At 41.0% G+C, this 21,247-nt stretch carries 18 protein-coding genes and 2 pseudogenes; 8 read left to right on the plus strand and 12 right to left on the minus strand.

Going from position 1 to position 21,247, the window contains the following annotated elements:
* A pseudogene (gene ndhJ / locus HWQ38_RS23595) lies at positions 1-174 on the plus strand (photosynthetic/respiratory NAD(P)H-quinone oxidoreductase subunit J); the annotation flags it as partial.
* Positions 175-278: 104 nt separating this feature from the next.
* Here the strand turns inward: ndhJ (HWQ38_RS23595) and HWQ38_RS23600 are convergent.
* A complete protein-coding gene (locus HWQ38_RS23600) occupies positions 279-1,151 on the minus strand; it encodes an Rpn family recombination-promoting nuclease/putative transposase (RefSeq protein ID WP_292798438.1) in 873 nt (290 codons plus the stop codon).
* Between the two features lie 89 nt (positions 1,152-1,240).
* On the opposite strand from HWQ38_RS23600, the pseudogene ndhJ (HWQ38_RS23605) reads away from it, so the two are divergent.
* A pseudogene (gene ndhJ, locus HWQ38_RS23605) lies at positions 1,241-1,486 on the plus strand (photosynthetic/respiratory NAD(P)H-quinone oxidoreductase subunit J); the annotation flags it as partial.
* 147 nt (positions 1,487-1,633) lie between these two features.
* Here ndhJ (HWQ38_RS23605) and HWQ38_RS23610 read toward each other — a convergent pair.
* On the minus strand, positions 1,634-3,562 hold the full coding sequence (locus tag HWQ38_RS23610; RefSeq protein ID WP_292798440.1) for a hypothetical protein: 1,929 nt from the start codon (positions 3,560-3,562) through the stop codon (positions 1,634-1,636).
* An 84-nt stretch (positions 3,563-3,646) separates the two neighbouring features.
* Here HWQ38_RS23610 and HWQ38_RS23615 point away from each other — a divergent pair, with 84 nt between their 5' ends.
* Positions 3,647-4,486 (plus strand): hypothetical protein, encoded by an 840-nt coding sequence (locus tag HWQ38_RS23615; protein ID WP_292798442.1) that lies wholly within the window; start codon positions 3,647-3,649, stop codon positions 4,484-4,486.
* 69 nt (positions 4,487-4,555) lie between these two features.
* Here the strand turns inward: HWQ38_RS23615 and HWQ38_RS23620 are convergent, their stop codons facing one another.
* From HWQ38_RS23620 to HWQ38_RS23640, 5 genes are all read right to left on the minus strand, one after another.
* Positions 4,556-5,494 carry a CBASS oligonucleotide cyclase gene (locus HWQ38_RS23620; RefSeq protein WP_292798444.1) on the minus strand — a complete coding sequence of 313 codons (939 nt, stop codon included), beginning with the start codon at positions 5,492-5,494 and terminating at the stop codon, positions 4,556-4,558.
* Between the two features lie 5 nt (positions 5,495-5,499).
* Positions 5,500-6,498 carry a hypothetical protein gene (locus HWQ38_RS23625; RefSeq protein WP_292798446.1) on the minus strand — a complete coding sequence of 333 codons (999 nt, stop codon included), beginning with the start codon at positions 6,496-6,498 and terminating at the stop codon, positions 5,500-5,502.
* On the minus strand, positions 6,476-7,051 hold the full coding sequence (locus HWQ38_RS23630) for a 7-cyano-7-deazaguanine synthase (RefSeq protein ID WP_292798448.1): 576 nt from the start codon (positions 7,049-7,051) through the stop codon (positions 6,476-6,478). The genes HWQ38_RS23625 and HWQ38_RS23630 overlap by 23 nt, the downstream gene beginning before the upstream one ends.
* A 163-nt stretch (positions 7,052-7,214) precedes the next feature.
* Positions 7,215-7,352 (minus strand): hypothetical protein, encoded by a 138-nt coding sequence (locus HWQ38_RS23635; protein ID WP_292798450.1) that lies wholly within the window; start codon positions 7,350-7,352, stop codon positions 7,215-7,217.
* Between the two features lie 537 nt (positions 7,353-7,889).
* A complete protein-coding gene (locus tag HWQ38_RS23640; RefSeq protein ID WP_292798452.1) occupies positions 7,890-8,237 on the minus strand; it encodes a hypothetical protein in 348 nt (115 codons plus the stop codon).
* Between the two features lie 171 nt (positions 8,238-8,408).
* Between HWQ38_RS23640 and HWQ38_RS23645 the strand changes: the two genes are divergently transcribed.
* The 4 genes from HWQ38_RS23645 to HWQ38_RS23660 all read left to right on the plus strand — a co-directional run bounded on the left by HWQ38_RS23645 (position 8,409) and on the right by HWQ38_RS23660 (position 12,744).
* A complete protein-coding gene (locus tag HWQ38_RS23645) occupies positions 8,409-8,612 on the plus strand; it encodes a hypothetical protein (RefSeq protein WP_292798454.1) in 204 nt (67 codons plus the stop codon).
* Between the two features lie 350 nt (positions 8,613-8,962).
* On the plus strand, positions 8,963-10,255 hold the full coding sequence (locus tag HWQ38_RS23650) for an ATP-binding protein (protein ID WP_292798456.1): 1,293 nt from the start codon (positions 8,963-8,965) through the stop codon (positions 10,253-10,255).
* Positions 10,245-12,029, plus strand: coding sequence for a tetratricopeptide repeat protein (locus HWQ38_RS23655; protein WP_292798458.1), 1,785 nt, complete (start codon positions 10,245-10,247; stop codon positions 12,027-12,029). The genes HWQ38_RS23650 and HWQ38_RS23655 overlap by 11 nt, the downstream gene beginning before the upstream one ends.
* Positions 12,030-12,171: 142 nt before the next feature.
* Positions 12,172-12,744 (plus strand): transposase, encoded by a 573-nt coding sequence (locus HWQ38_RS23660; protein ID WP_292798460.1) that lies wholly within the window; start codon positions 12,172-12,174, stop codon positions 12,742-12,744.
* 96 nt (positions 12,745-12,840) lie between these two features.
* Here HWQ38_RS23660 and HWQ38_RS23665 read toward each other — a convergent pair whose 3' ends face one another.
* The 5 genes from HWQ38_RS23665 to HWQ38_RS23685 form a co-directional block, all read right to left on the minus strand.
* Positions 12,841-13,914: a substrate-binding domain-containing protein gene (locus tag HWQ38_RS23665; protein ID WP_292798463.1), complete on the minus strand. Its 1,074-nt coding sequence runs from the start codon at positions 13,912-13,914 to the stop codon at positions 12,841-12,843.
* Between the two features lie 134 nt (positions 13,915-14,048).
* Positions 14,049-15,266 carry a serine/threonine-protein kinase gene (locus HWQ38_RS23670; RefSeq protein ID WP_292798465.1) on the minus strand — a complete coding sequence of 406 codons (1,218 nt, stop codon included), beginning with the start codon at positions 15,264-15,266 and terminating at the stop codon, positions 14,049-14,051.
* 688 nt (positions 15,267-15,954) lie between these two features.
* Positions 15,955-16,581, minus strand: a complete 627-nt coding sequence (locus HWQ38_RS23675) for a heme-copper oxidase subunit III (protein WP_292798467.1) — start codon at positions 16,579-16,581, stop codon at positions 15,955-15,957.
* Between the two features lie 153 nt (positions 16,582-16,734).
* A complete protein-coding gene (gene ctaD / locus HWQ38_RS23680; RefSeq protein WP_292798529.1) occupies positions 16,735-18,471 on the minus strand; it encodes a cytochrome c oxidase subunit I in 1,737 nt (578 codons plus the stop codon).
* Between the two features lie 133 nt (positions 18,472-18,604).
* Positions 18,605-19,687: a cytochrome c oxidase subunit II gene (locus HWQ38_RS23685; protein WP_292798469.1), complete on the minus strand. Its 1,083-nt coding sequence runs from the start codon at positions 19,685-19,687 to the stop codon at positions 18,605-18,607.
* Positions 19,688-20,091: 404 nt separating this feature from the next.
* Between HWQ38_RS23685 and HWQ38_RS23690 the strand changes: the two genes are divergently transcribed.
* Positions 20,092-21,006, plus strand: a complete 915-nt coding sequence (locus HWQ38_RS23690; RefSeq protein ID WP_292798471.1) for a heme A synthase — start codon at positions 20,092-20,094, stop codon at positions 21,004-21,006.
* The last annotated feature ends 241 nt before the right edge of the window (positions 21,007-21,247 follow it).

Genomic DNA, 21,247 nt, shown 5'->3' on the forward strand with positions numbered 1-21,247 from the left:
TGGATTTGGAAGACGGCAGATTGGCAAGAGCGCGAGTCTTACGATATGTTCGGCATTGTCTACGAAGGACACCCAAATCTCAAGCGGCTTTTGATGCCGGAAGATTGGGTAGGTTGGCCTTTGCGGAAGGATTATATCTCGCCTGATTTCTACGAGTTGCAAGACGCTTATTAGAGATTGCTGAATAGAGACGCGATGAATTGCGTCTGTACAAGTGCTGAGTTTCGATAGTGATTAACCCCTTTCCGGTAGCGGAGAGGGGTTATGTTTTTTGTATTTCACGTAAAGTTGGTTGACAAAATTTGCTGTAATTCATTGACTGTATTTACAGTTTTAATTGCCTGTTGAATTGCTTTTAATTTCTGCAAATCCGTAATTTGAGAGATTATCGGCATCAATTCTAAACCTTGATTGCTAAACTTAATTTCTAATGCTAATTCAATTCCTGAATATAACTCCTCCTTTCTTCCTCGCTGTTCTCCGCGTTCTTCCCCTTTGCTAAAAATTTCTTGATACCAAGGCGACTGCTCTAAAAGTGCCATATCCCACCTCAGAATTTGTTGAACTATTGCACTATCTAATACAAAGGTAGCAAAAAATCCTAATACTGTTTCTAGTTGATTCAATTGTTCATCTGCACGTAATATTCGCAATGCGTCCCGAATCGTAGACTCGTTATCACCTCCTTTGAGGATGGGTACAAATGGAAGTAGTGATGGTAATGGTTGTGCAAAGGCAATGTTTACATCGACTTCCCACAGATTAATGACACGGTAATCTTGAATAGCACGTAAACCAGCAATATTTGATGCATAATTTGTCGGTATTTCAGCATCACTTGCCTTGAGGATATTAATTAGTACTGGATACGTGGGCAAATTATATTTTTCTTCTGCAAGTGCTGTGTATGCACGCATCCTACGGGGCATTTCTGGTTTATAGCGCAGTTGTAATTCGTTAAGAACGAGAAATTTTCCCTGCTGGGGACTTTCGACACGGATTAAAACATCACTTTCTCGACTTATCCACTGAAATTCTGAGTTGAGAATTTCTCCAGCAACAATATCAGGAATTTGCGTTACCCATTTTACCCAGTTATCAGGTGCAAGGCTAATTAAGCGTTTGGTGCTGACGTCGGCGGGTTTGATCATGGGGTTGTAAACGCACTGAAGGTTATCAAATAATTGTACTTAAGACTGGATTACAGATATTCAGATTTTTGATTGGACTACTTAGAGAAAGCGATCGCCCTGAAGAAGTACGCTTAAAGGTGTTTTTACCACGGCAAAATCCTGTAGTGCCTTCTCTGTAATGGATTTGGAAGACGGCAGATTGGCAAGAGCGCGAGTCTTACGATATGTTCGGCATTGTCTACGAAGGACACCCAAATCTCAAGCGGCTTTTGATGCCGGAAGATTGGGTAGGTTGGCCTTTGCGGAAGGATTACATCTCGCCTGATTTTTATGAGTTGCAGGACGCTTATTAGAGATTGCTGAGTTTCAGTAGTGATTAACCCCTTTCCGGTGGCGGAGAGGGATTATGTTTTATTCCAGTGAAATAAAGGGGTGTTGAGGAAAAATAGTTTATGTACAAGTTGCATTGCTACGCTGAAAATGTAATCAACGTTGCTTTCTTAGCGTTGTTTAGTTTTTATAAATTCCAATTCCTGGTTCATTGCTAGTTTTAGAACAGGGTTATCAATAAGATCACAAGTAGCAATACCAAATTCCAGTAGAAAAACAGCTTCTGCAAGCTGACCTTTCATAGCTTTTGTGTTAGCTTCATTCCACAACGCATTAATGAACCCATGTACTTCTTGCAAAGTATTCAAAGAACTAACAACTTTTTCGGGTTTGAGTTTTTTTAGTTGCTCGATAATATCTGAAGTGCTATCTCCAGAAGAATTATGGTGATCAAACTCTGATTCCTCAAAATCCGACTTTATTTCATCAATCGCTTCTTGACTCCAGCTACGTTTTGCATCTTTATTAGTTGTTGTGCGGCTTACATCATCTACGCTAAACTTGGCTAGAATCTCGAAAGCAAAAGCACTAGCATGAAGTGCGGCTATTTCCTGAGAGCCAAGAGCATCAGATTTGCTTTTACCATCAATAAGGTCGGAAATTCCACGAACAATGAGTGCCGATACTTGCTGATTGGCATGAGCGGCTTCCAGCAAGCCCCGACCTTCCATTTCCACTGCCACTGCATCGCCATAGTTTGACCTAAGAAACTCGCAAGTAGTGGACTTGGTATCAGCTACCACTTTTTCCCCAGCAGCGATGGGTGCAACGAGGACGCGGGGTTTTGGAGTTTGAGTGGGTGGGGTTAGCCTTTGTAGCCAGTCTGGTTTTCTTGCCTCAGCCCTAGCTCGTTGTATCAATTTGTACGCTGATTGCCCGACATCCGGTCTGGGTTTAAATTCAAGTTCCGCCTTACCTGACTCATAGCCATACACTTTTGTCGCGGCTACCACATCACCAAGGACAACATCTTTTATACCACCCGCGACTCCAACAAAAAGTATCACATGGGGATTAAAGTGGCTTATTGCCCGTTCTGCTTCCATCGCTGCTGTTGAATTTCCCGCACCAATCTCACCAATTATCACCTTCCAAACCTTGCCGTTAGCGGTAAAATTACCCCGTTCGTAAATTGTTCCTTGGGGGTGTGTTTCTTCTTCAAGGTTGCTGAGATGTCCGCGAACAGCCTCATACTCTACAAAAATAGCGGTGAGTATAACTGCACAGCGGGAATTTTGACCTTGTGATCTTAAGTTCATTTGCTGGTTGCTGTGTACGGAAGATTGAAGTTGGTTGCAGTTAGTATTCGGCTCCAATGACTGGATTAACTTGACTATAGCTTGTACTACTTGCTTAACGGGTTTTTTGCCTTGACGGGTTGTTAAACCAGCCACTAGGCTACCAGCTGCACTAACATCAGAAAAGTGGACGAAATGATTAGGGTCAGCACCCATTTTCATCGCCAAGCTTGGTGCTCCCCCACTTCCATCATGGCAGCTATTACCAATTTCGAGGTCGAGGGCAATAACAGGCTTACAATATTCTATATATAAGCTTGCTAAGTGTTCGACCCCCTCACCTCCACCAATAATGATGAGGATATCTCCTCGTTGTGCTTGACGTTGCCGACGTAAGGCAGCTGATGCAAAACCTACCTGAAGAAAGTCTATTTCAAGTGCATTAACAGCTAGGAAAGATTCCCATAAATCACGTCGGTTATCAGGGATTTGATTTTCTGTCTTACTTGTTCCTATTGTGAAAAGCGGACGTTCTGGAAAATTAGAGATAGTAACTAGCCCTTGCTGCAAGGAGTCGTGGATTACATTCAGTACAGTCCAGTCAAAAATAATTGACGGTGAGTTAAAATCATTCTCTATCGAGAGAGGTTCTTTGCCAATGCCAGTGATAAACATTGCTCCCTCTAATATCAATGTCCTTACGAGTTCCGTTACGAACTCATGGGCATAACGAAGGATGTTTTGATCTATATTTTTATCTGCACTACCTGCAATATGAATTCGCTGTCCTTTAATGAGCATAAACACTTATAATCTATGTATTTTTTTTAACTTAACTCTAGTTTTAGCTTAATACATTAACACTAAAAACCTCTGTGTGAGAAAATGCCAAACCAATCGAGACAAGATTTTAAAAGCTCTTTAAAGCGAATTCTGGGTAGGTATTACGGTCTTGCAGGAATAATAGTTTTTCTTGTAGGCGTTTTGCTGAGGCTTGCTGCGTTAGGAAAAACCGGATTTTTTTGGGATGCAACTAAAGATATTGGTACATTTTTGGCTGTTGCGGTTGCGATACCATTTTTCTATGAAAAGTTAATTAAATCTGAAGAACATCAACTTTTTCTAACAGAGCTTGAAGAATTATTAGATAGTAAATTTCCTAATTACAAAATTGGTTTGAAATTATATGAGGATGGTAGACCAAGTATTTCTGAAAAGGTAGATTTACTTTTGTCTGCGAATTCTGAAGTCGTTAGTTTAGGAATTGCACATCGTTCTTTAGTTGGATATTTTGAGCAAAGACCAGCACGCGAGTACAAAGATTATATTTTAGACTTACTCAGAAAAGGAGTTGTACTTAAGTATATTTTTCTAGACCCTGATGGCGAAATTGCCAAGCTCTATGCTCAAGACAGAGGGGAAGTAGAACTTATCAACCGCATCAGAACCTCACTTGATGCCGTAAAATCTCTGAAATCAGAATTTGATAAATTAGGATTGCCAGGAAGATTTGAGATATACATTTCTTCCACTTTCCCCTATATATCTGCTACTTGTATTGATGTAAATGAAGTAAATGGTCGGATGCTAATTGCCCCTTATTTATATGGAATAAAAAGAGCGGAAGTGCCGCATTTCCATATTTTGAAAACTGAACACGAAGTTATGTTTGAAACGTACTGGAAGTCAATTAGAGAAATATTAGCTAATTCTCGTCAAGTTTAACTAGCATCAGTATAGTCTCTTATATATTGAGGTGTTTTTGCTCTCTAATAATCAGTAATGAATTGTTAACTATTCGCCAAACCACTCTTGCCATTTTTCTATAGACTTTAACTTATCGCCTGTCTCGATTTTCTTCGTTAATCTTCCTAGATAGGTTGAAGTCTTGAGTCTATCTTGACTATTTGCTTCTCCCAGGTAATCATCTACGTGTAGCGATTGTCCTGTTTTATCTTTAATCGGTGATTTGACAAGATTGGTTGCCTCACGGCAAAGATGTGTCAGCATATCTTTATATGTTCTGCTTCCCTGGTAGCCTTTGAATGCTTCAATAGCTAGTGATTCTGCGTGGTAACCAGATATTTTTAGGTTTTTAGGCAGGATATCTTTGACAACTGCTTTAAAAAGTTTGATTGTTGGCACAAGTTTACCAGACAACCCTTGATTTACAGCAGTTAGCTTGCGAGCAAATAAATCAGGGCGTACTACATTACTCCATTTGCCTTCTTCTGGATTAGTAATTTTAACACCACTTGCGGTTCTGATAGCCGGTAAAATTTGGATTTCTTGTCCATCTGAATAAGGGACTGTTATAGCTAATTTACCAGGAGAAACATTAGTATCAGGAAGTCTTTGTTTAATTCGCTGTACAAAGTAGTCTAAAACTTCTTGAGGAGAACTTTTTTCTAAAGACGTGTTATTAACGAGTACTAATGTATCTACGTCACTCAAACCGTTGATGAATGTATTTTTACGAATTGAGCCACCAAATAATAAGTCAACGCTATTTTCTATTTCTGACTCAATTGCTTTTTTGAGAACATCTAAATGCCGTTGGGTAGCTTCGGAGTCTCTATCATTAAAGGACTTTAATGCACCTTGAAGTAGACTGTTGACTTCTGAGTTATAAGACGAAGTGTCGGTGCTTTCACCTGCACGTTTAATGAGTTGGTTTATTTCTTCTGAAGAATTATTAGAAGACCAACTAGAACTTCCACCACTACCACCCATAACTGTTATTCCCCAATTTCTAATCCAGCTTCTTTTACTAAATTAAGCACTTGTGGCATGAGTTTTTCCCATGCATAAAATTCTTGGATAAGTTTTGTATGACAAAATCTATTCATTGCATGAGATAAGTGGCTAAGATGTTGAAGATTTTTTATACTGTAAAGTTGATTTAACTCTGATTCAGAATAATGCCAATCTCCTTGCATAAGTGCTGCTGTTGATTGGTACAAAGCAGAACCGTCAACAAAAGCGTAGCGCAGCCAAGCAAGTCCATCAAATATGTCGGCTCCGCAAAGGAAGTATGAAATAATTAAACCAGGGTCTAGGCATCCTAAAATATGGATTGGTATTTCGATACTTTGTTCTTGAAGGTGGATGCGTATTTTTAGAAGGTTACGGCATCTTTCTAAGATTGAATTCCCAAGCTCTTTTTCTGTTATGCCTAGCACTGAAAATGAAGTTAGATAATGAGCGTGCTCAAGTAAGCTGTTTGCATTGATTATTTTAACTTCAGGTGCTTCTGGCTTATAAAGAAAATTTGAGGCGAAATTTGGATAATTTTGAAAGAGTGATTTAGCCGTTTCTATTTGACTGAGCGTTGATTGATGCTTTTTCGAGTCGTCATAACTAATCAGAACTAATTGAGAGAAATCTTGTAATTTATCAAGTACAGCTTGGTGTAATTCTCTAGACCAATGGTGCACAGATGTGCTGTCTCTGTAGGCATAAACATCATCTGAAGTAGCAGTTAATTTGATTGGTTGAGTCTCATAACCACCACTATCAATAAAAAGAATATCAGAGGCGTAAATATTCTCTTCTCGCAGTTCGTAGTATATATCATAAGCACTGATTAGCGAGACATCTGAAATATATTCTTTTGTTTTTATGTAAATGCTTTTTACTTCGGGAAATCCCCGGCTGGAAAATGATGGTACGATGAGGGGAGTAGGGACATCAATGATAGAAATTTGACGAGATTTACAAATTTCCGAAATTTTCATCTAATGCTCTCCTGTCTAAACATGATGGGCATTCTCCACAAGGTTTGTCACTACGACGTTCGCAGCTAAATGTAATTTCTATTGGCACTTTTGCAATTTTACAATATTTGAAAATATCTTTTTTGGTGAATTCTACAAATGGAGCTTCTACTTGAACAGAGCCTGCAAAATAACCATCAAAAATGCGTTGAATATCTTCTAAAAATGCTTTGGAGCAATCATAATAAGGTGTTCCAGCATGAATTCCTATAGCAAATCTGCCCTGCTTAGTAGGAAGAATGCTGGCAGATGCTAGCAGTAAGGTTGCGTTACGACAATGGTATTCTCCTTGAGTGGAGGCAATTTTCAACCCCAAGTCAATTGTGGTGATAGAGATATTATAATGTTGAGCTAGTGCTATAACTGCACAGCGTTCACCTTCAAAGCTAGGTTGATTGTAGTCGAAGTGGATACCTCTGACAGATAAGCCGCGTGAAAGATAAAAAGGGATTAAAGCTGCTGAATCTATTCCCCCTCCAAGAAGTAAATTCACTTGTGCGTTTAGTTCAAGCATCAATTATTTACCTCTAGAAGCTACATCACTAATAACTATTCTATTTAGGATTAGTGTAGTACAGGACGGCGGAAATAAATATCTATCTGATAAGGCTGAAAGCATGTGTTATTGGCTTTTTTCCTTCTGCTTTCTTATAATAGTCACTTTATTATACTAGTCATTAGTGCGTTGATGCTGGCAATACAACATACCAAGTTAATGTTACACCTGTATTGTTGCAACAACCTTCTAGCCCATTTGCGATCGCACTCAGCATCTCCATCGTCATTGGTGCGTAGGCGTAGCCCGTCGTAGACATCGCTGCACTAATTAAAACCTTAAAATCTAACTAGTCTTAACATTCCGCCCAGAAGTTAACTTCTGGGCTAATAGACCCATCCGCAAATTCTAAATGCTTACCAGGATAGAGTTATACGGATTCATACGCAAAGTGCGATCGCACTCAGCATCTCTATCGTAATTGGTGCGTAGGCGTAGCCCGTCGTAAACATCGTTGTACTAATTAAAACCCTAAAATCTAGCTAGTCTTAACATTCCGCCCAGAAGTTAACTTCTGGGCTAATAGACCCATCCGCAAAGAGCGATCGCACTCAGCATCTCTATCGTAGTTGGTGCCGCAACGCCAGTCGTAATTACTCTAAGGTTCTGTTTCTGGTAGCTTGAGAAACTCATCTAAAGTTATCGATTTAGATGGGGTTTGTAGCATTAGGGCTTTATTGTAAAGAGGAGTTTGATTAGCTTTATATTAATTTTAAAGGTGCGTTGTCACAAAGATCAACGCACCTTTATCTAAAGAAATGGCGAGTCCAAACAATCACTTTACAGATGTCACTGTTTAGTTTACTGCTGAACGTGCTTTTTTACGGTCTGACCTGCGCGTTCCACCAGCCATTTCATACTCATCACTACTTTTGCCATAGCGAGATGCAACATTCAACAGCATTTGCTCAGAATAAGTATTCAACTCTCGTTCTGCTTCTATTAATGCATTGTGTGTCTTATCTACTATTGTTTGTGCTTGATTATAAGCGCCTAGCTTTTCTCGTAAGTCAATTACTTTAGTGTTGTAAGTAGTAATTGAAAACCCATTACTAAAATCTAACTCAGGGTTAATTGTCTGCATTCCTTCAATCCGTCGTTCAGCTTTAGTCAGTGGCATGGAGTTTCGTTTTCGTTGCTTCATATAATTTTCCTGTTTTAATTAATTTATAAATAACCCTGATGTTATACACTGAGTTATCTATATATCATAACAATATGCAATAAACAGATGCACCAGCCACAGTGAAGTTACACAACTATAAAAGCATTGGATGGCATTAGGTAACTAGATAGATGGTATATTTGCTGAAATTTGTTGAGAAAAGCTGGTTTAGAAGTTGCAAAAGCTGGTTTAGAAGTTGCAAAAGCTAGTTTAGAAGTCGCAAAAGCTGGTTTAGAAGTTGCAAAAGCTAGTTTAGAAGTCACAAAAGCAGGTTTAGAAGTCACAAAAGCAGGTTTAGAAGTCACAAAAGCAGGTTTAGAGGTACACGTAGCCGTTTCGCTTAGAGAGGGATGAGACGAAGCACACTAAAAATTTATTTTTATAACTGAAAATTTTATTTTATTTATGTGTTAAGTAGCTTTCACCATGTTATCTGTATAATCTATCATTCCGTTTAAATTATCGAATGTATAATCTATCATTCAGTCTTATTGATTATTAACCTCTGTTACTCATTAATAGGTTGAAAATTGGGGATTAAAGCATCTCTTTTTAAGACATAATATACCACTCACCTAGTAGTTATTTATTGACGGAATTTGAGAAGTTATGTAGGCATACTCTATCCTAGACATTACCTGAACTTTTACTTCAAAAATCATGAGCCATTATATGAATAGTCCCCATGTTTACGGCACTATGCAATGTCTCAAGAATTATTAAACTCCTTTCAAGAAGCATATAGCAATCTCGAACTGTTTCCGTTGATGGAACGGAACGAAATGGAAAGATTTAAAGTCCAATATGGTGATGATTTGATTGCAGAGCTTAACCAATTAGTCGAAGATAGTCCCAATCGAGATGGCAAAATTGTCTTTACAGGACATCGGGGATGTGGTAAGTCTACTTTGTTAGCTGAATTTAGCAGACAAATTCAAAATAAATATTTTGTAGTTCTATTTTCTATTGCTGAAAAAATTGAAATGTCGGCGGTTAATCATATTAATATATTGTTTGCGATCGCAGTTAATTTAATGACAGAGGCAGAAGCACGCCAAGTTGATATTCCTCAATCTACTAAACAAGCTCTTTATAAGTGGTTTGCTACCCGCACTCGCACTGAAGAATTAAATTTGCAGGCAGAAGCTAGCATAGGTTTTGACCTCCTAAAGTTGATTAGCTCTAAATTAAAAGTTGATGCGAGCGTTCGAGATGAAATTAAACAAGAATTTGAACGCAAGTTATCAGATTTAGTTGCCAGAATTAATGAAATTGCTGCTTTAATTCAAGTTGCAACGAAACAAAATGTTTTAGTAATTATTGATGATTTAGATAAACTTGATTTAGGAAGAGTTAACGAAATTTATCGAGATAACATTAAAGCTCTTTGTCAACCTAACTTTCAAATTATCTACACTATCCCCATCGCAGTCCTTCGGGAAACATTTATTAGCACAATAATTGCCACTGAAACCAACGATCAGGTTGTGGCAATGCCTGTTTTAAAAATCTTTGAGAAAGGTAAAAATCGTTTCCCTAACGCCCAACCTCGCCCGGAAGCAACAAAGATTCTCGGTGAAGTTTTACAAAAGCGGATATCCAGTGAATTAATCGCGGCAGAAACTGCTGAAAAAATGGTGATTTACAGTGGTGGCGTATTGCGAGAGTTAATTCGGATTGCTAAGGAATGTTGCCGCATTTGTTTGCGGACTATCCGCCGAAATCCCTCGGCAGAAGTTATCATTGATGATAAAATTCTCCTGGAAGCAATCAATAAAATTCGCAATGATTTTTCCATCCGTTTAGGAAAACTTGATATAGATATTTTGCAGAGTGTTTATGAACAATTTATGCCCAATGACCCCAAACAAGCAGAGTTTTTGGATTTGCTGCATGGGCTATATGTTCTAGAATATCGCACTGATGAAACTTGGTACGATGTTCATCCAATTATTATAGAAACCTTGAAAATAAAGGGAGCTATTAATGTTAAATAAAGAATTATTAGATGATGATGGAGAAAATCAAGATGCGTATGATGATTTAATTGTTTCTATTGAAGCTCAAAAGCGGGGATTAAATATACTGATTGCAGTTAGCGATGATGCGAGCTTTCGGGATGAGATTATTGCCCAATATGAAGCCGAACTACAACCTAAGTTTCATTCATATCAGGTAACTCTAGCACGTCAAGAACCAAGCCTAAAAGCTACTCTTAACCAACTGGTACAACAAGAAGAATATCTTCTTCAGCAAAGCCGGGCGGTGATCACTGTGACGGGTGCTGAACAACTTTATTTTCTCAGACTTGGAAATGAGCAATCGGAACAGGATAAATTTTTTGGTTACTTACAGTGGACTAGGGAAGGATTGCGCGAGTTTCCTTTTGCGATCGTGCTTTGGGTAACTAACCAAATTTTAGTCAACCTGATTAAAAAAGCCCCTGATTTTTGGAGTTGGCGCAATGGTGTATTCCGGTTTGAATCTAAAAAAACAAATGCTATTCCTGGTAAAGAACTAGAACATATACGCTTTGTTTTTAGAGACACAGAATTAACCAGCACAGATACTAATGAAAATAATCACTTTTTCTTGCCCATCCAAGATTTACAAAGACTAATCGAGAAAGTAGAACAGGAACAGGGAACTAAAGATCCCACTTTGGCTACTTTATATTCAAGCTTAGGTGATATTTACCGCAGCAGATTAGATCGGGGTGAATCTCAAAATTATCAAGAAGAACAGGAATTAGCAATTAAGTATTTGCGTCAGGCGAGTGAATTGCAAAATGAATTAGGTTTGCAGATAGACTTAGCTACTAGCCTCAACAATTTAGCAGGACTATACCGTGCAACCGGACGCTACAGCGAAGCCGAACCATTATATCAACAAGCTTTAGAAATCAGAAAATGTCTTTTGGGAGACAACCATCCTTCTTTTGCTACTAGTCTGAATAATTTGGCGGGACTCTACAAATCTACTGGACAATATACTAAAGCGGAACTCTTATATCAACAAGCTTTGGAACTGAGGAAACGCCTGTGGGGAGAAAACCATGCTGATGTTGTCGTCAGTCTGAACAATTTGGCACTACTATATGATGAACAAGGACGTTATGACCAAGCAGAACCTTTGTATCTGCAATCGTTAGAACTGGAAAAACATTTGCTTGGCGAAAATCATCCTTCTTTCGCTCTCATACTGAATAATTTAGCGCTACTTTATTATCATCAAGGACGTTACAGTGAAGCTGAACCGTTGTCGCAACAAGCAATAGAATTAGATAAGCGATTTTTGGGAGAAGAGAATCCCGATGTTGCAACAGATTTGCACAATTTAGGTTTAATATACCGCGCTCAAGGACGTTACGCTCAAGCCGAATTTTTGTTTTTGCAATCATTGGAACTCAAGCAGCGTCTATTACAAAAGGCACATCCACTTTTAGCAGATACTATCTACGCTCTTGGTTATATGTACAGGGAGCAGGGGCGTTACAATGAAGCAGAACCCTTATGTATAAAAGCCTTAGAACTTGATAAGCACCTGTTGGGAGAAAATCATCCCAATGTTGCTGAAAGTCTCAACAATTTGGCAGAAATCTATCGGGCAACAGAACGTTACAGCGAAGCAAAACCCCTTTATTTGCAAGCTTTAGATATTTGTGAACGAGTCTGGGGTGTGAATCATATTCGTAGTGTTAATGTTCGTCAAAATTTAGAAAAACTTGCCGCAGCAATGCAGAATAATGGAGAGTGCGAACGCATTACATAGAGCAAAATATGATTTGGGGTTAATGCGATCGCTTCCCCAAGATCCCCGACTTCTTAGAGAAGTCGGGGATCTGATCTAATAAGTCGGGGATCTGATTGGATTAAAAGGGCATACTAAAAGCAAAATCTCATATTCAAAGCCTATGCCGCGACGACAAACCCCCCTGCAAACTGGCAACTTTTACCATGTTTATAATCGGGGGAACAATCGCCAAAAGATTTTCTTTGAGCGTGAGAACTATATTTATTTTCTCCGGTTGATAAGGGAACATCTCATCAGCAATGCAGTAGATATTGTTGCTTACTGTTTAATGCCCAATCATTATCATTTTTTGGTCTATCTGAAAGATGAAACTCTGTCTGATGCAATGAAATCTCTCTCTCTTTCCTACACAAAGGCAATTAATAAGCGTTTTAATCGTTCTGGGGTGCTATTTCAGGGAAGGTTTCAAAGTATTCATATTTTACAAACTGATTATCTTCTCAACCTCTCACGTTATATTCATTTAAATCTGGTGAAAGCAGAACTGGTAAAGCAACCTGAAGAATGGGAGTTTTCCAGCTATTTGGAATATGCCGGATTACGAGGAGGAACACTACCCAAAACAGAGTATATCAAGATGCAAATTCAGTCAGAATTAGCTTATCAGCAATTTTTAACAGATCATAACCTACCTGATGGCGCTGGTTTCAAAAGACTGCTGCTGGATGATTAGCCTGGGATCAGATCCCCGACTTCTTAAAGAAGTCGGGGATCTGAATGACGTGTGGTGGAAAGTGCGATCGAGTAGCTGGATTTACCCCGTGCTGTACTAGCGAACCCCAACGAAACCAGCTTGTTGAATTGCTTTTTGCCCCTGATCAGTTAATAAAAGTTTGGCGTAGGCATCGCCAATCTGCTGTTCGCGACCTTTATTTTGCTTAATAACCACAAACAAATTAGCAAGCATCGGATAGCTGCCATTTTTGATCGCCTGAGTATTTAGCTGGTTGCGCTGACGTGGACATTGCTCATGCGATACCATCGGTTCCCGATAGGGGGGAATTAGCTGACCAGAAGTGCCACCCAATAGCAAAGCCTTCACACTACATTGAAATACTACTGAACGCGCAGAAGCGTAATACACACCACCAGGGGTTTTACTGAGTTGGCGCACTGCGTCTGTAGTAGAGTAGACATACTGCACATTAGAGCCAAATGCTTGCCCCTTCAAGTCGCTGTTGTTCGGAAATATGACTGTATCTGCGTCCTCTGGTCGTTGAGATAAAGGTGTGATGGGTAGGTTTGGCCCACCTATTTGATTCCAGTTAGTAATTTGACCCAAATAAATTTGCTGCAATTGTTCAACAGTTAAACCTGACACATTGAGCGATGGGTTGACTACCACTGCTATTCCATCCATACCCACCTGACGTTGCTCAAGCGTGAAGCCTCGCTCTTTGGCGATCGCTTGTTCTTGATCTGTGAGGGAACGGGAGGACTGAGCAAAGTCTAATTTTCCATCAAGCAACATCCGAATGCCTGAGCTAGAACCAGGGCTACCATTCACCGGGTCTAGGTAACGTAATTGTAGTTCCGGGCGATCGCTCTGGATTTGAGAATCTACCAATTGCCGGATAGATGCCCAAGCTGTACTGCCTCCGTAGTTGAATGAGTTAGTGGGGACATCAGCAACTGTCTGAAAAGTTGATGTAGTAGTACCGGCGTTGGAACTTTGATTAGCGGAAGAATTAACGCTGCTACGGGATAATAAATTGGGCTTCAGTAACCACCAAAGCAGTCCGCCAATAACTATAAGTGTCAGCACTTTCCCAATAATCAAACCTCTAAGAAAGAGGCCGATTTCCGTATTAACTAAAGCTTTTTTGGGATTTGTATTGTCCATATCTGGAAATGTTGTTTATTTTATTTATATTACAGGAATCTCTAAATATTTAGGTTGAAAGCAAATCTGGAATAAGCCAGTTAGATGATTGCTGGTAGACAGTTAGATGATTGCTGGTAGATGATTAATTGTTTCTAATGTTGAGATTCAATTTGCTTTTTGGTGGCTACTAGGCTATTCACATTAACATTAGTCAACTGTCTACCCATCAATTTTTCTATAAAATTATTTAATTGAATAGGTTGGTTTGGATGGGATGTATTTGTATTAATAAATATATAGATTAAAACTATTACTATCAAACTAGTGATACCACCAAGCCCTATTCCCAGCAGCAAAAGAAAGTTTTTATAAGTTACCAAATTGCTATCATCAGTATTTTGGTTGATCTCAGTAGATTGTGAGGACTGTGACAACACCAGTTCAGAATTAAGCGCTTGCAAAGCTTCTGTGGCAGATTGGTAACGCTGGTTATAGCGATCGCAAACCATTGTGTCTAAAACATTTGCCAGAGCCCCACTTACCTGTGCTTTATCGCGCCAGATAACTTCTCCAGTATTGGGATCTTCTTGTAGTTCCTCAGGTATTAAACCTGTCAAAGCTTGAATGCCAATCATCCCGACTGCATAAATATCGCTGCAAAGTTTTGGCTTTCCCTTAGCCTGTTCGCTTGGCATATAGCCAGGAGTCCCAACAGCAATTGTTAAGCCTGCTCCCAAAGCACTAATTTTCTTAATACTCCCAAAGTCAATTAGCACAATCTTCTGATCGGTGTGCCGCCGCATTAAATTTTGGGGCTTAATATCTCGGTGAATAATATTATGTTGGTGGACGAAGGCCAGGACTTCCAGGATCTCTCTTAATAAATTTAAAACTACATTCTCGCTAAGACGCTGACCTGGTACAATTTCTTGAGTCAAGGCATGACCGTCAATAAATTGCTGGACTAAATAGAAATCCCCATCTTCATTAAAATGGGCAAACAGTCTAGGGATTTGATCGTGCTCGTTGCCTAGCTGATATAAAACTTCCGCTTCCCGATCAAATAGCCTTTTAGCGATCGCTACAACTGCAGGATTGGGATCTTTTGGGTGGAAATGTTTGACGACACAATGGGGTTGTCCTGGTAAATCCCGATCTACGGCTAAGTAGGTATCACCAGAGCCTCCGCTTCCTAAGTGTTTGATAATTTCAAAGCGATTCCGAAGTATTTTTATGGCGATCGAGGATTGATATCTTTTACTTCTAGCACCTGCTAACAAGTAAGTATTACCATATCCTCCGCTTCTCACCAGTTTGACAGTCTCAAAGCGACCTCGGAATGTTTTTCTGACTAGAGGGTTTTGGCTCATCTGGTATCTACTACTTGTTAATTTGCTGACCGTTCACAGCTTGGGTGAGGTTATTAAATACCTGCTGCTAGAGTTCATGGTATTTGCCGCAGTCACCTTTTCAGGCGACCTAGCGTTAAAGTAGTTTTATCGTTAACCGCTTCAGTGGTTCATTTAATACTTTTATAAGTATTTTAATCTAAAATTTATTTCTGGAATAGTTCCGTAGTTTGATCACTTCAGTAAATGTACCACTATTCCCCAGTGTTTACAACTGTGGGCAGAAGACAACATTCAGGAGTCAGGAAGTTTATTTATTTTAAGTGTTGGGTTTGATTACTGACAAAACCTTAAACAGTGGAATTTAAAGACACAAATATACTTACAGTGTGCGCCACAATTTTGTTACCAGATTTTAGTCATGACTAACCGCGATCGCGATTAGTAATATCAACGTAAGTTCGACAAAACTAAAAAAGAACAGTTAAGTCCTTGAGGCAAATAGGTGTTAGTTGTCAATGGCTCCCCAGATATTTAACGAGCAGATGAGCCGTCGAACTCACGTTAATTTAGGTTTTACTGTCAGCCGATAGATGAAATAATCTGACATCAGGGCAGTGAGCTGCAACGGCAGCATTTTAATTAAAAAAGCCCCCTAGTGGGGGCGGATTAAGTTGTTTGCGTGGAGTGAACAACTAATAATTAATACTTAGAGTAGATACAGTAATCCGAACAAAATAATCCAAATCACGTCAACGAAGTGCCAGTAGATTTCGGCTGCTTCAATGCCAAAGTGCTTTTCGCTACTGTAGTGACCCGGAACGCGCGATCGCCATAACACGGCAACAATCGCCAAAACGCCAATGGTAACGTGCAATCCGTGGAAACCAGTCAAAACGTAAAATGAACTAGCAAATAAATTGGTAGTTAAACCAAATTCTAAATGGGTATATTCATATACTTGACCGATCAAGAAAGTAGCACCCATTGCAGCAGTAATTGCTAACCAGATTCGCGCACCCCGCGTATCGTTTTTCTTAATCGCAGCGTCAGCATTATGCATGACAAAACTACTAGAAATTAGATTGATGGTGTTGATTCCAGGTAGCAATAATTCTAATTCTGGGGTACCGGCTGGAGGCCATACAGGTAAAGTAGCACGGAAAGCCAAGTAGGCTCCGAACAGTCCCATAAAAATCATCCCTTCAGCAATCAGGAAGACAATTAGCCCAAACAAGCGATGGTCTGGATGTTCTTCATGATGACCAACTGCTGCTGACTCTGCGTGGTGATGATTCAGTTCGGTTTTAGCTGGGTCAATAGTTTGACTTTGCATGAATTTTTTAAAGGATAAATTGGGGAGTGGGGAGTGGGGAGATAAGGGAGGGAGTGGGGGAGTGGGGGAGATGAGGGAGATGAGGGAGATGGGGAAGAAGAACTATTTATTAATTATTGAGCAATGCACCATGCCCCATGCCCCATACCCTGTCTATTTCCGGTCTTCGGGATTGGCGGCAACCTCTGGGTCGGGTTCTGCTCTTAAGACTGAGTTTGGGCCACCAGATAACAGTGGATTGGGATCATACAAAGGTACACCTTCTTTAGCCCTTTCCAAACCGTAGTCGTAGGGACCTGTAGCCAGTACTGGGGTTTGATCAAAATTCTCGATCGCAGGCGGTGAGGTTGTCATCCACTCTAAGGTAAGTGCCCTCCAAGGATTATTACCAGCTTTCTCGCCGTACAACCAACTCCAAATTGCATTGATAATGAAGGGTAATGTCGAGACTGCCAGTATATAAGAACCATACGTGCAGATTTCGTTCAATGTGGTGAATTTGGGGTCATATTGAGCGATACGGCGATTCATGCCCATTAAACCTAGCTTGTGCATAGGTAAGAAGGTCATGTTTAAACCCACAATAGTCAAAGCAAAGTGAACCTTACCCAAAAATTCGTTCAGCATCCGTCCCGTCATTTTCGGGAACCAGTGGTAAATCCCTGCAAAAATCCCTAAAACGCTACCGCCAAATAGGACGTAGTGCAAGTGTGCAACCACAAAATAAGTGTCGTGAACGTGAATATCAAAAGGCACTGCTGCCAACATCACGCCACTAATCCCGCCAATCACAAAGGTACCAACAAAGCCGATGGCAAATAGCATGGCGCTGTTAAGCTGGATTTTTCCACCCCACATGGTTGCTAACCAGCTAAAAATTTTAATTCCCGTGGGTACAGCAATGATCATGGTGGTGATCATAAAGAACATCCGCAACCAACCGGGGACACCACTGGTAAACATGTGGTGCGCCCAGACAATTAGCCCCAAAAAGCTGATGGCGAGAGAGGAATAAGCGATCGCTTTATAGCCAAAAATCGGCTTGCGGGAATGAATGGGGATAATTTCTGAAATTCCCCCAAAGAAGGGCAAAATCATAATGTAAACGGCTGGATGGGAGTAAAACCAGAACATGTGCTGGTATACTACTGGGTCGCCACCGCCAGTTGGGTTAAAAAATGTTGTCCCGGCAATTAAGTCAAAGGAAAGTAGAATCAGACCTGCTGCTAAGACTGGGGTTGATACCAAAACCAGTGAGGAAGTGGCGAACATCGCCCAACAGAACAAGGGCATTTTGTGGATGTCCATGCTGGGGATACGCATCTTGATCAATGTTACCAGGAAATTTATCGCCCCCAAAATAGATGATGTACCTAGCAGCAGGACACTCATAATCCAAATGCCTTCGCCCACTTGTCCTGTTACCAAACTCAGGGGAGGGTAGGAAGTCCAACCGGCATCAGGTGCATCGCCCACCGCTAAACTGGCGATCAGCAACACACCCGCAGGGGGAATCATCCAAAAGGCAACAGCATTCAGCCGAGGAAATGCCATATCTTTTGCCCCAATCATCAGGGGAATTAGATAGTTAGCAAACCCTGCCCCTGTTGGCACGATCCAGAGGAAAATCATGATCGTGGCGTGCAGCGTGAACAGACTATTGTAGACTTCTGGGGTGACAAAATCTACCTCTGGGGTTCGCAATTCTGTGCGAACCAATTCAGCCATTACGCCACCAATGCAGTAGAAAATAAACGAAGTGACTAGGTATTGAATCCCAATCACCTTATGGTCAGTTTGAAAACCAAAGTAATCTTGCCATTTTCTGCTCCCTGGTTCATCAACAAGGGCGGGAATATTGGCAGTTTCTTGCAACTGGGTTTGTGTCATAGTCATTAGTCACTTGTACTGAGCGTTCGCGTAGCGTCTCGTAGAGAAGCCGACACTTGTACTGAGCGAAGCCGTTGGCGCAGCCTCTCGTAGACAAGTATTAGTCATGGGATTTTGACTAAATAACAATTGATTAATGGTGAACTTGATGGAGGATTTCTGGCTGAATTCCCATCTCTTTGGTGTAATGAGCGAGAAATTCATTTGGGGATAGATCGCCAGGGTTAACAGCGATCGCTTGATTTAGGGTTTCTTTGCTGGCAACTAGCTGCTCTTGCTGCCATTTGTCAAAGGCTTCTTCTGTCTCAACGACTACTGGCGCTCTCATCGCTCCGTGATAGGGGCCACAAAGTTCAGCACAGATCAGGACATAATCGCCTGCTTTTTTGGGTGTGAAGCGAATCTCGCTTTGTCTACCGGGGATCGCATCTTGTTTCAGGCGGAACTCTGGCACCCAGAAGGCGTGAATGACATCGTTGGCTGTCATATTTATTTTTACTTCTCGCCCGATGGGGAGGTGCATTTCACCTGTAGTTATACCAGTTTCAGGATAAGTGAAAATCCAGGCATATTGTAGACCTGTGACGTTGACCCGTAATTCTGCTGGTTTGCCTGCTCGATCAGGGCTGCCCCCAATTGTCGGAGCAACACTACCTACACCAGGGGCACTCCGCAGTTGAGGAATTTGGTCAGCATTGCGGACTTTTGCGGTAGCTGGGTCTTGCATTGCCTGATCAGATTTTTCTTGATTGAGGTTCGGTTCAGTGCTGCCAGGAGTATCGCTTAAAGTTGCTGCAAGTGCTGCCCCTGGCATTTTCATCGATTCCTGATTCATCGGCGCTTCATGGATAGCATGGGGATCAAAGCCACCGATTTCGTTGTACACATCAAAGCTATAAACTGAAATGCCGAAAACGATAATTGCTGGGATTGCCGTCCAGAGAATTTCTAGAGGTATATTGCCCTCAACTGGTGGACCGTCTTCATTGTCACCTGCACGCCGACGGTATTTAAATGCAGAGTAAATTAAAATACCTTCAACCAGCAGGAATATACCTGTAGAAACGATCATCATCGTATTGAACAGACCATCCACCAAGACGGCTTCATCTGTGGCGGCTGCTGGCAACAGACCGTGATTTTGACCGTACCAAAAGCTGACTAGCGTTAGCACGATGCCAATGAGTAATGTCCAGATTGAACTTGGAATCTTCACGGCTTACTTAAATGAATTTACTATGTTATCTCGAAGCTACTCACTTACTAAGGTAGTCTAGACTGTCAGGCATCGGGGACAAAGGTCTGAAATTTTTATTAATTTTTTTGGCTATTTTAATCATCTTGAGTATGAGTTTAGTATCATATAACGCCAAAAATAGATGTAAATCAGTGAAAAAATTTCCGTAAAAATTTATGATGCTTAAATTAATTCTCATAAATCGATTTCTGACATCTTGAAAAATACCTAAAGCTTCAGGCAAAACGTAGCTGGAGTAATTGAAAGTATAAGTGAGTGCCAATCTATAAACCTTTAGCCTATACGCTAGGGTGAAGATGGAACGCTAAAAGAAAATTGAAAATTTTAACAGATCCACCAAGAGCGGGCAGAAGGTATCGTTAATGAGCGAATTTGTCCTACAACAACAAAATGAAGCGGCACTTCAGCAGCAAAAGCCCAAGGAAATGATTCGGCGCTTGGTGTGGAAAATGTGCATAGCCACCTTAATTTTGATGGCAATAGGCAGTGCCACCCGCGTCATGAATGCTGGACTTGCTTGCCCAGACTGGCCATTATGCTATGGCGAACTCGTGCCAGCCAAGCAAATGAATTTCCAAGTGTTTTTGGAGTGGTTTCACAGATTGGATGCAGCTTTAATTGGTGTAAGCGCGATCGCACTCTTCGGTTTATCCTGGTGGCATCGTCGTTTCTTACCCTCTTGGCTACCTTGGGCATCCACATTCGCTCTGTTTTTAATCGTCTTCCAAGGCATTTTGGGGGGACTCACCGTCACCCAACTGTTGCGGTTTGATATTGTTACCGCCCACTTAGGAACGGCGCTGTTGTTTTTTTCCACCCTGCTGATTATCGGCACGGCACTCACACCCTACAAGGGGACTGGAACCGTTGGGAAATTGCCTTGGGTAGGTTTAACTGCGGCTGTTCTGGTTTATTTGCAAAGTCTGCTCGGTGCTTTGGTAGGCTCTCGCTGGGCGCTACACCAATGCCTCGGCGGTTCTCAACTTTGTAGTGTAATGTACAGCCATATTGCTGGTTTAGTGCCGCCAACAATAGCAACCTTGGCGATGGTATTTATCTGTTGGCGGACACCAGCACTACATACAGCTTTGCGACGACTGGCAAATATGGCTGGTGCGTTGTTGCTCTTACAAATCTTGTTGGGAGTCGCCACTTACAAATTACATCTTCAAGTCGAGCCTCTCACCGTCTCTCACCAAGCTATAGGAGCTACTTTGCTGGGTACTTTGGTGGCTTTTACAGTTCTAGCACTGCGTGACTCAGTTATTGCTGAGTAGGGAGTGGAGAGTGGGGGAGCAGGGGGGATGAGGGAGCAGGGGAAGCAAGGGAAGAATTCTAAACTCCTGTACAGACGCGATTAATCGCGTCTCTCCAAACTCCTAACTCCCCACTCCCCACTCCCCACTAAACGATGAAAGCCGCAACGGCGAGTATTGCGAGCCACGCAGGTGCAGAAAATCTGTGTTTTCGTTCGACTGAAAGAGCCAGCTTGAGCGTGGGCTGCATATAAGTTGTTGA

It is taken from the genome of Nostoc sp. NMS7 (assembly GCF_017115085.1).
In the GTDB taxonomy this organism is placed as follows: Bacteria; Cyanobacteriota; Cyanobacteriia; order Cyanobacteriales; family Nostocaceae; genus Nostoc.

Excerpts from the sequence above, each read along its gene's own strand:
- HWQ38_RS23600 (WP_292798438.1), bottom strand. The coding sequence starts at position 1,151 with ATGATCAAACCCGCCGACGTCAGCACCAAACGCTTAATTAGCCTTGCA.
- HWQ38_RS23610 (WP_292798440.1), bottom strand. The coding sequence starts at position 3,562 with ATGCTCATTAAAGGACAGCGAATTCATATTGCAGGTAGTGCAGATAAA.
- HWQ38_RS23615 (WP_292798442.1), top strand. The coding sequence starts at position 3,647 with ATGCCAAACCAATCGAGACAAGATTTTAAAAGCTCTTTAAAGCGAATT.
- HWQ38_RS23620 (WP_292798444.1), bottom strand. The coding sequence starts at position 5,494 with ATGGGTGGTAGTGGTGGAAGTTCTAGTTGGTCTTCTAATAATTCTTCA.
- HWQ38_RS23625 (WP_292798446.1), bottom strand. The coding sequence starts at position 6,498 with ATGAAAATTTCGGAAATTTGTAAATCTCGTCAAATTTCTATCATTGAT.
- HWQ38_RS23630 (WP_292798448.1), bottom strand. The coding sequence starts at position 7,051 with ATGCTTGAACTAAACGCACAAGTGAATTTACTTCTTGGAGGGGGAATA.
- HWQ38_RS23635 (WP_292798450.1), bottom strand. The coding sequence starts at position 7,352 with ATGTCTACGACGGGCTACGCCTACGCACCAATGACGATGGAGATGCTG.
- HWQ38_RS23640 (WP_292798452.1), bottom strand. The coding sequence starts at position 8,237 with ATGAAGCAACGAAAACGAAACTCCATGCCACTGACTAAAGCTGAACGA.
- HWQ38_RS23650 (WP_292798456.1), top strand. The coding sequence starts at position 8,963 with ATGTCTCAAGAATTATTAAACTCCTTTCAAGAAGCATATAGCAATCTC.
- HWQ38_RS23655 (WP_292798458.1), top strand. The coding sequence starts at position 10,245 with ATGTTAAATAAAGAATTATTAGATGATGATGGAGAAAATCAAGATGCG.
- HWQ38_RS23660 (WP_292798460.1), top strand. The coding sequence starts at position 12,172 with ATGCCGCGACGACAAACCCCCCTGCAAACTGGCAACTTTTACCATGTT.
- HWQ38_RS23665 (WP_292798463.1), bottom strand. The coding sequence starts at position 13,914 with ATGGACAATACAAATCCCAAAAAAGCTTTAGTTAATACGGAAATCGGC.
- HWQ38_RS23670 (WP_292798465.1), bottom strand. The coding sequence starts at position 15,266 with ATGAGCCAAAACCCTCTAGTCAGAAAAACATTCCGAGGTCGCTTTGAG.
- HWQ38_RS23675 (WP_292798467.1), bottom strand. The coding sequence starts at position 16,581 with ATGCAAAGTCAAACTATTGACCCAGCTAAAACCGAACTGAATCATCAC.
- ctaD (WP_292798529.1), bottom strand. The coding sequence starts at position 18,471 with ATGACACAAACCCAGTTGCAAGAAACTGCCAATATTCCCGCCCTTGTT.
- HWQ38_RS23690 (WP_292798471.1), top strand. The coding sequence starts at position 20,092 with ATGAGCGAATTTGTCCTACAACAACAAAATGAAGCGGCACTTCAGCAG.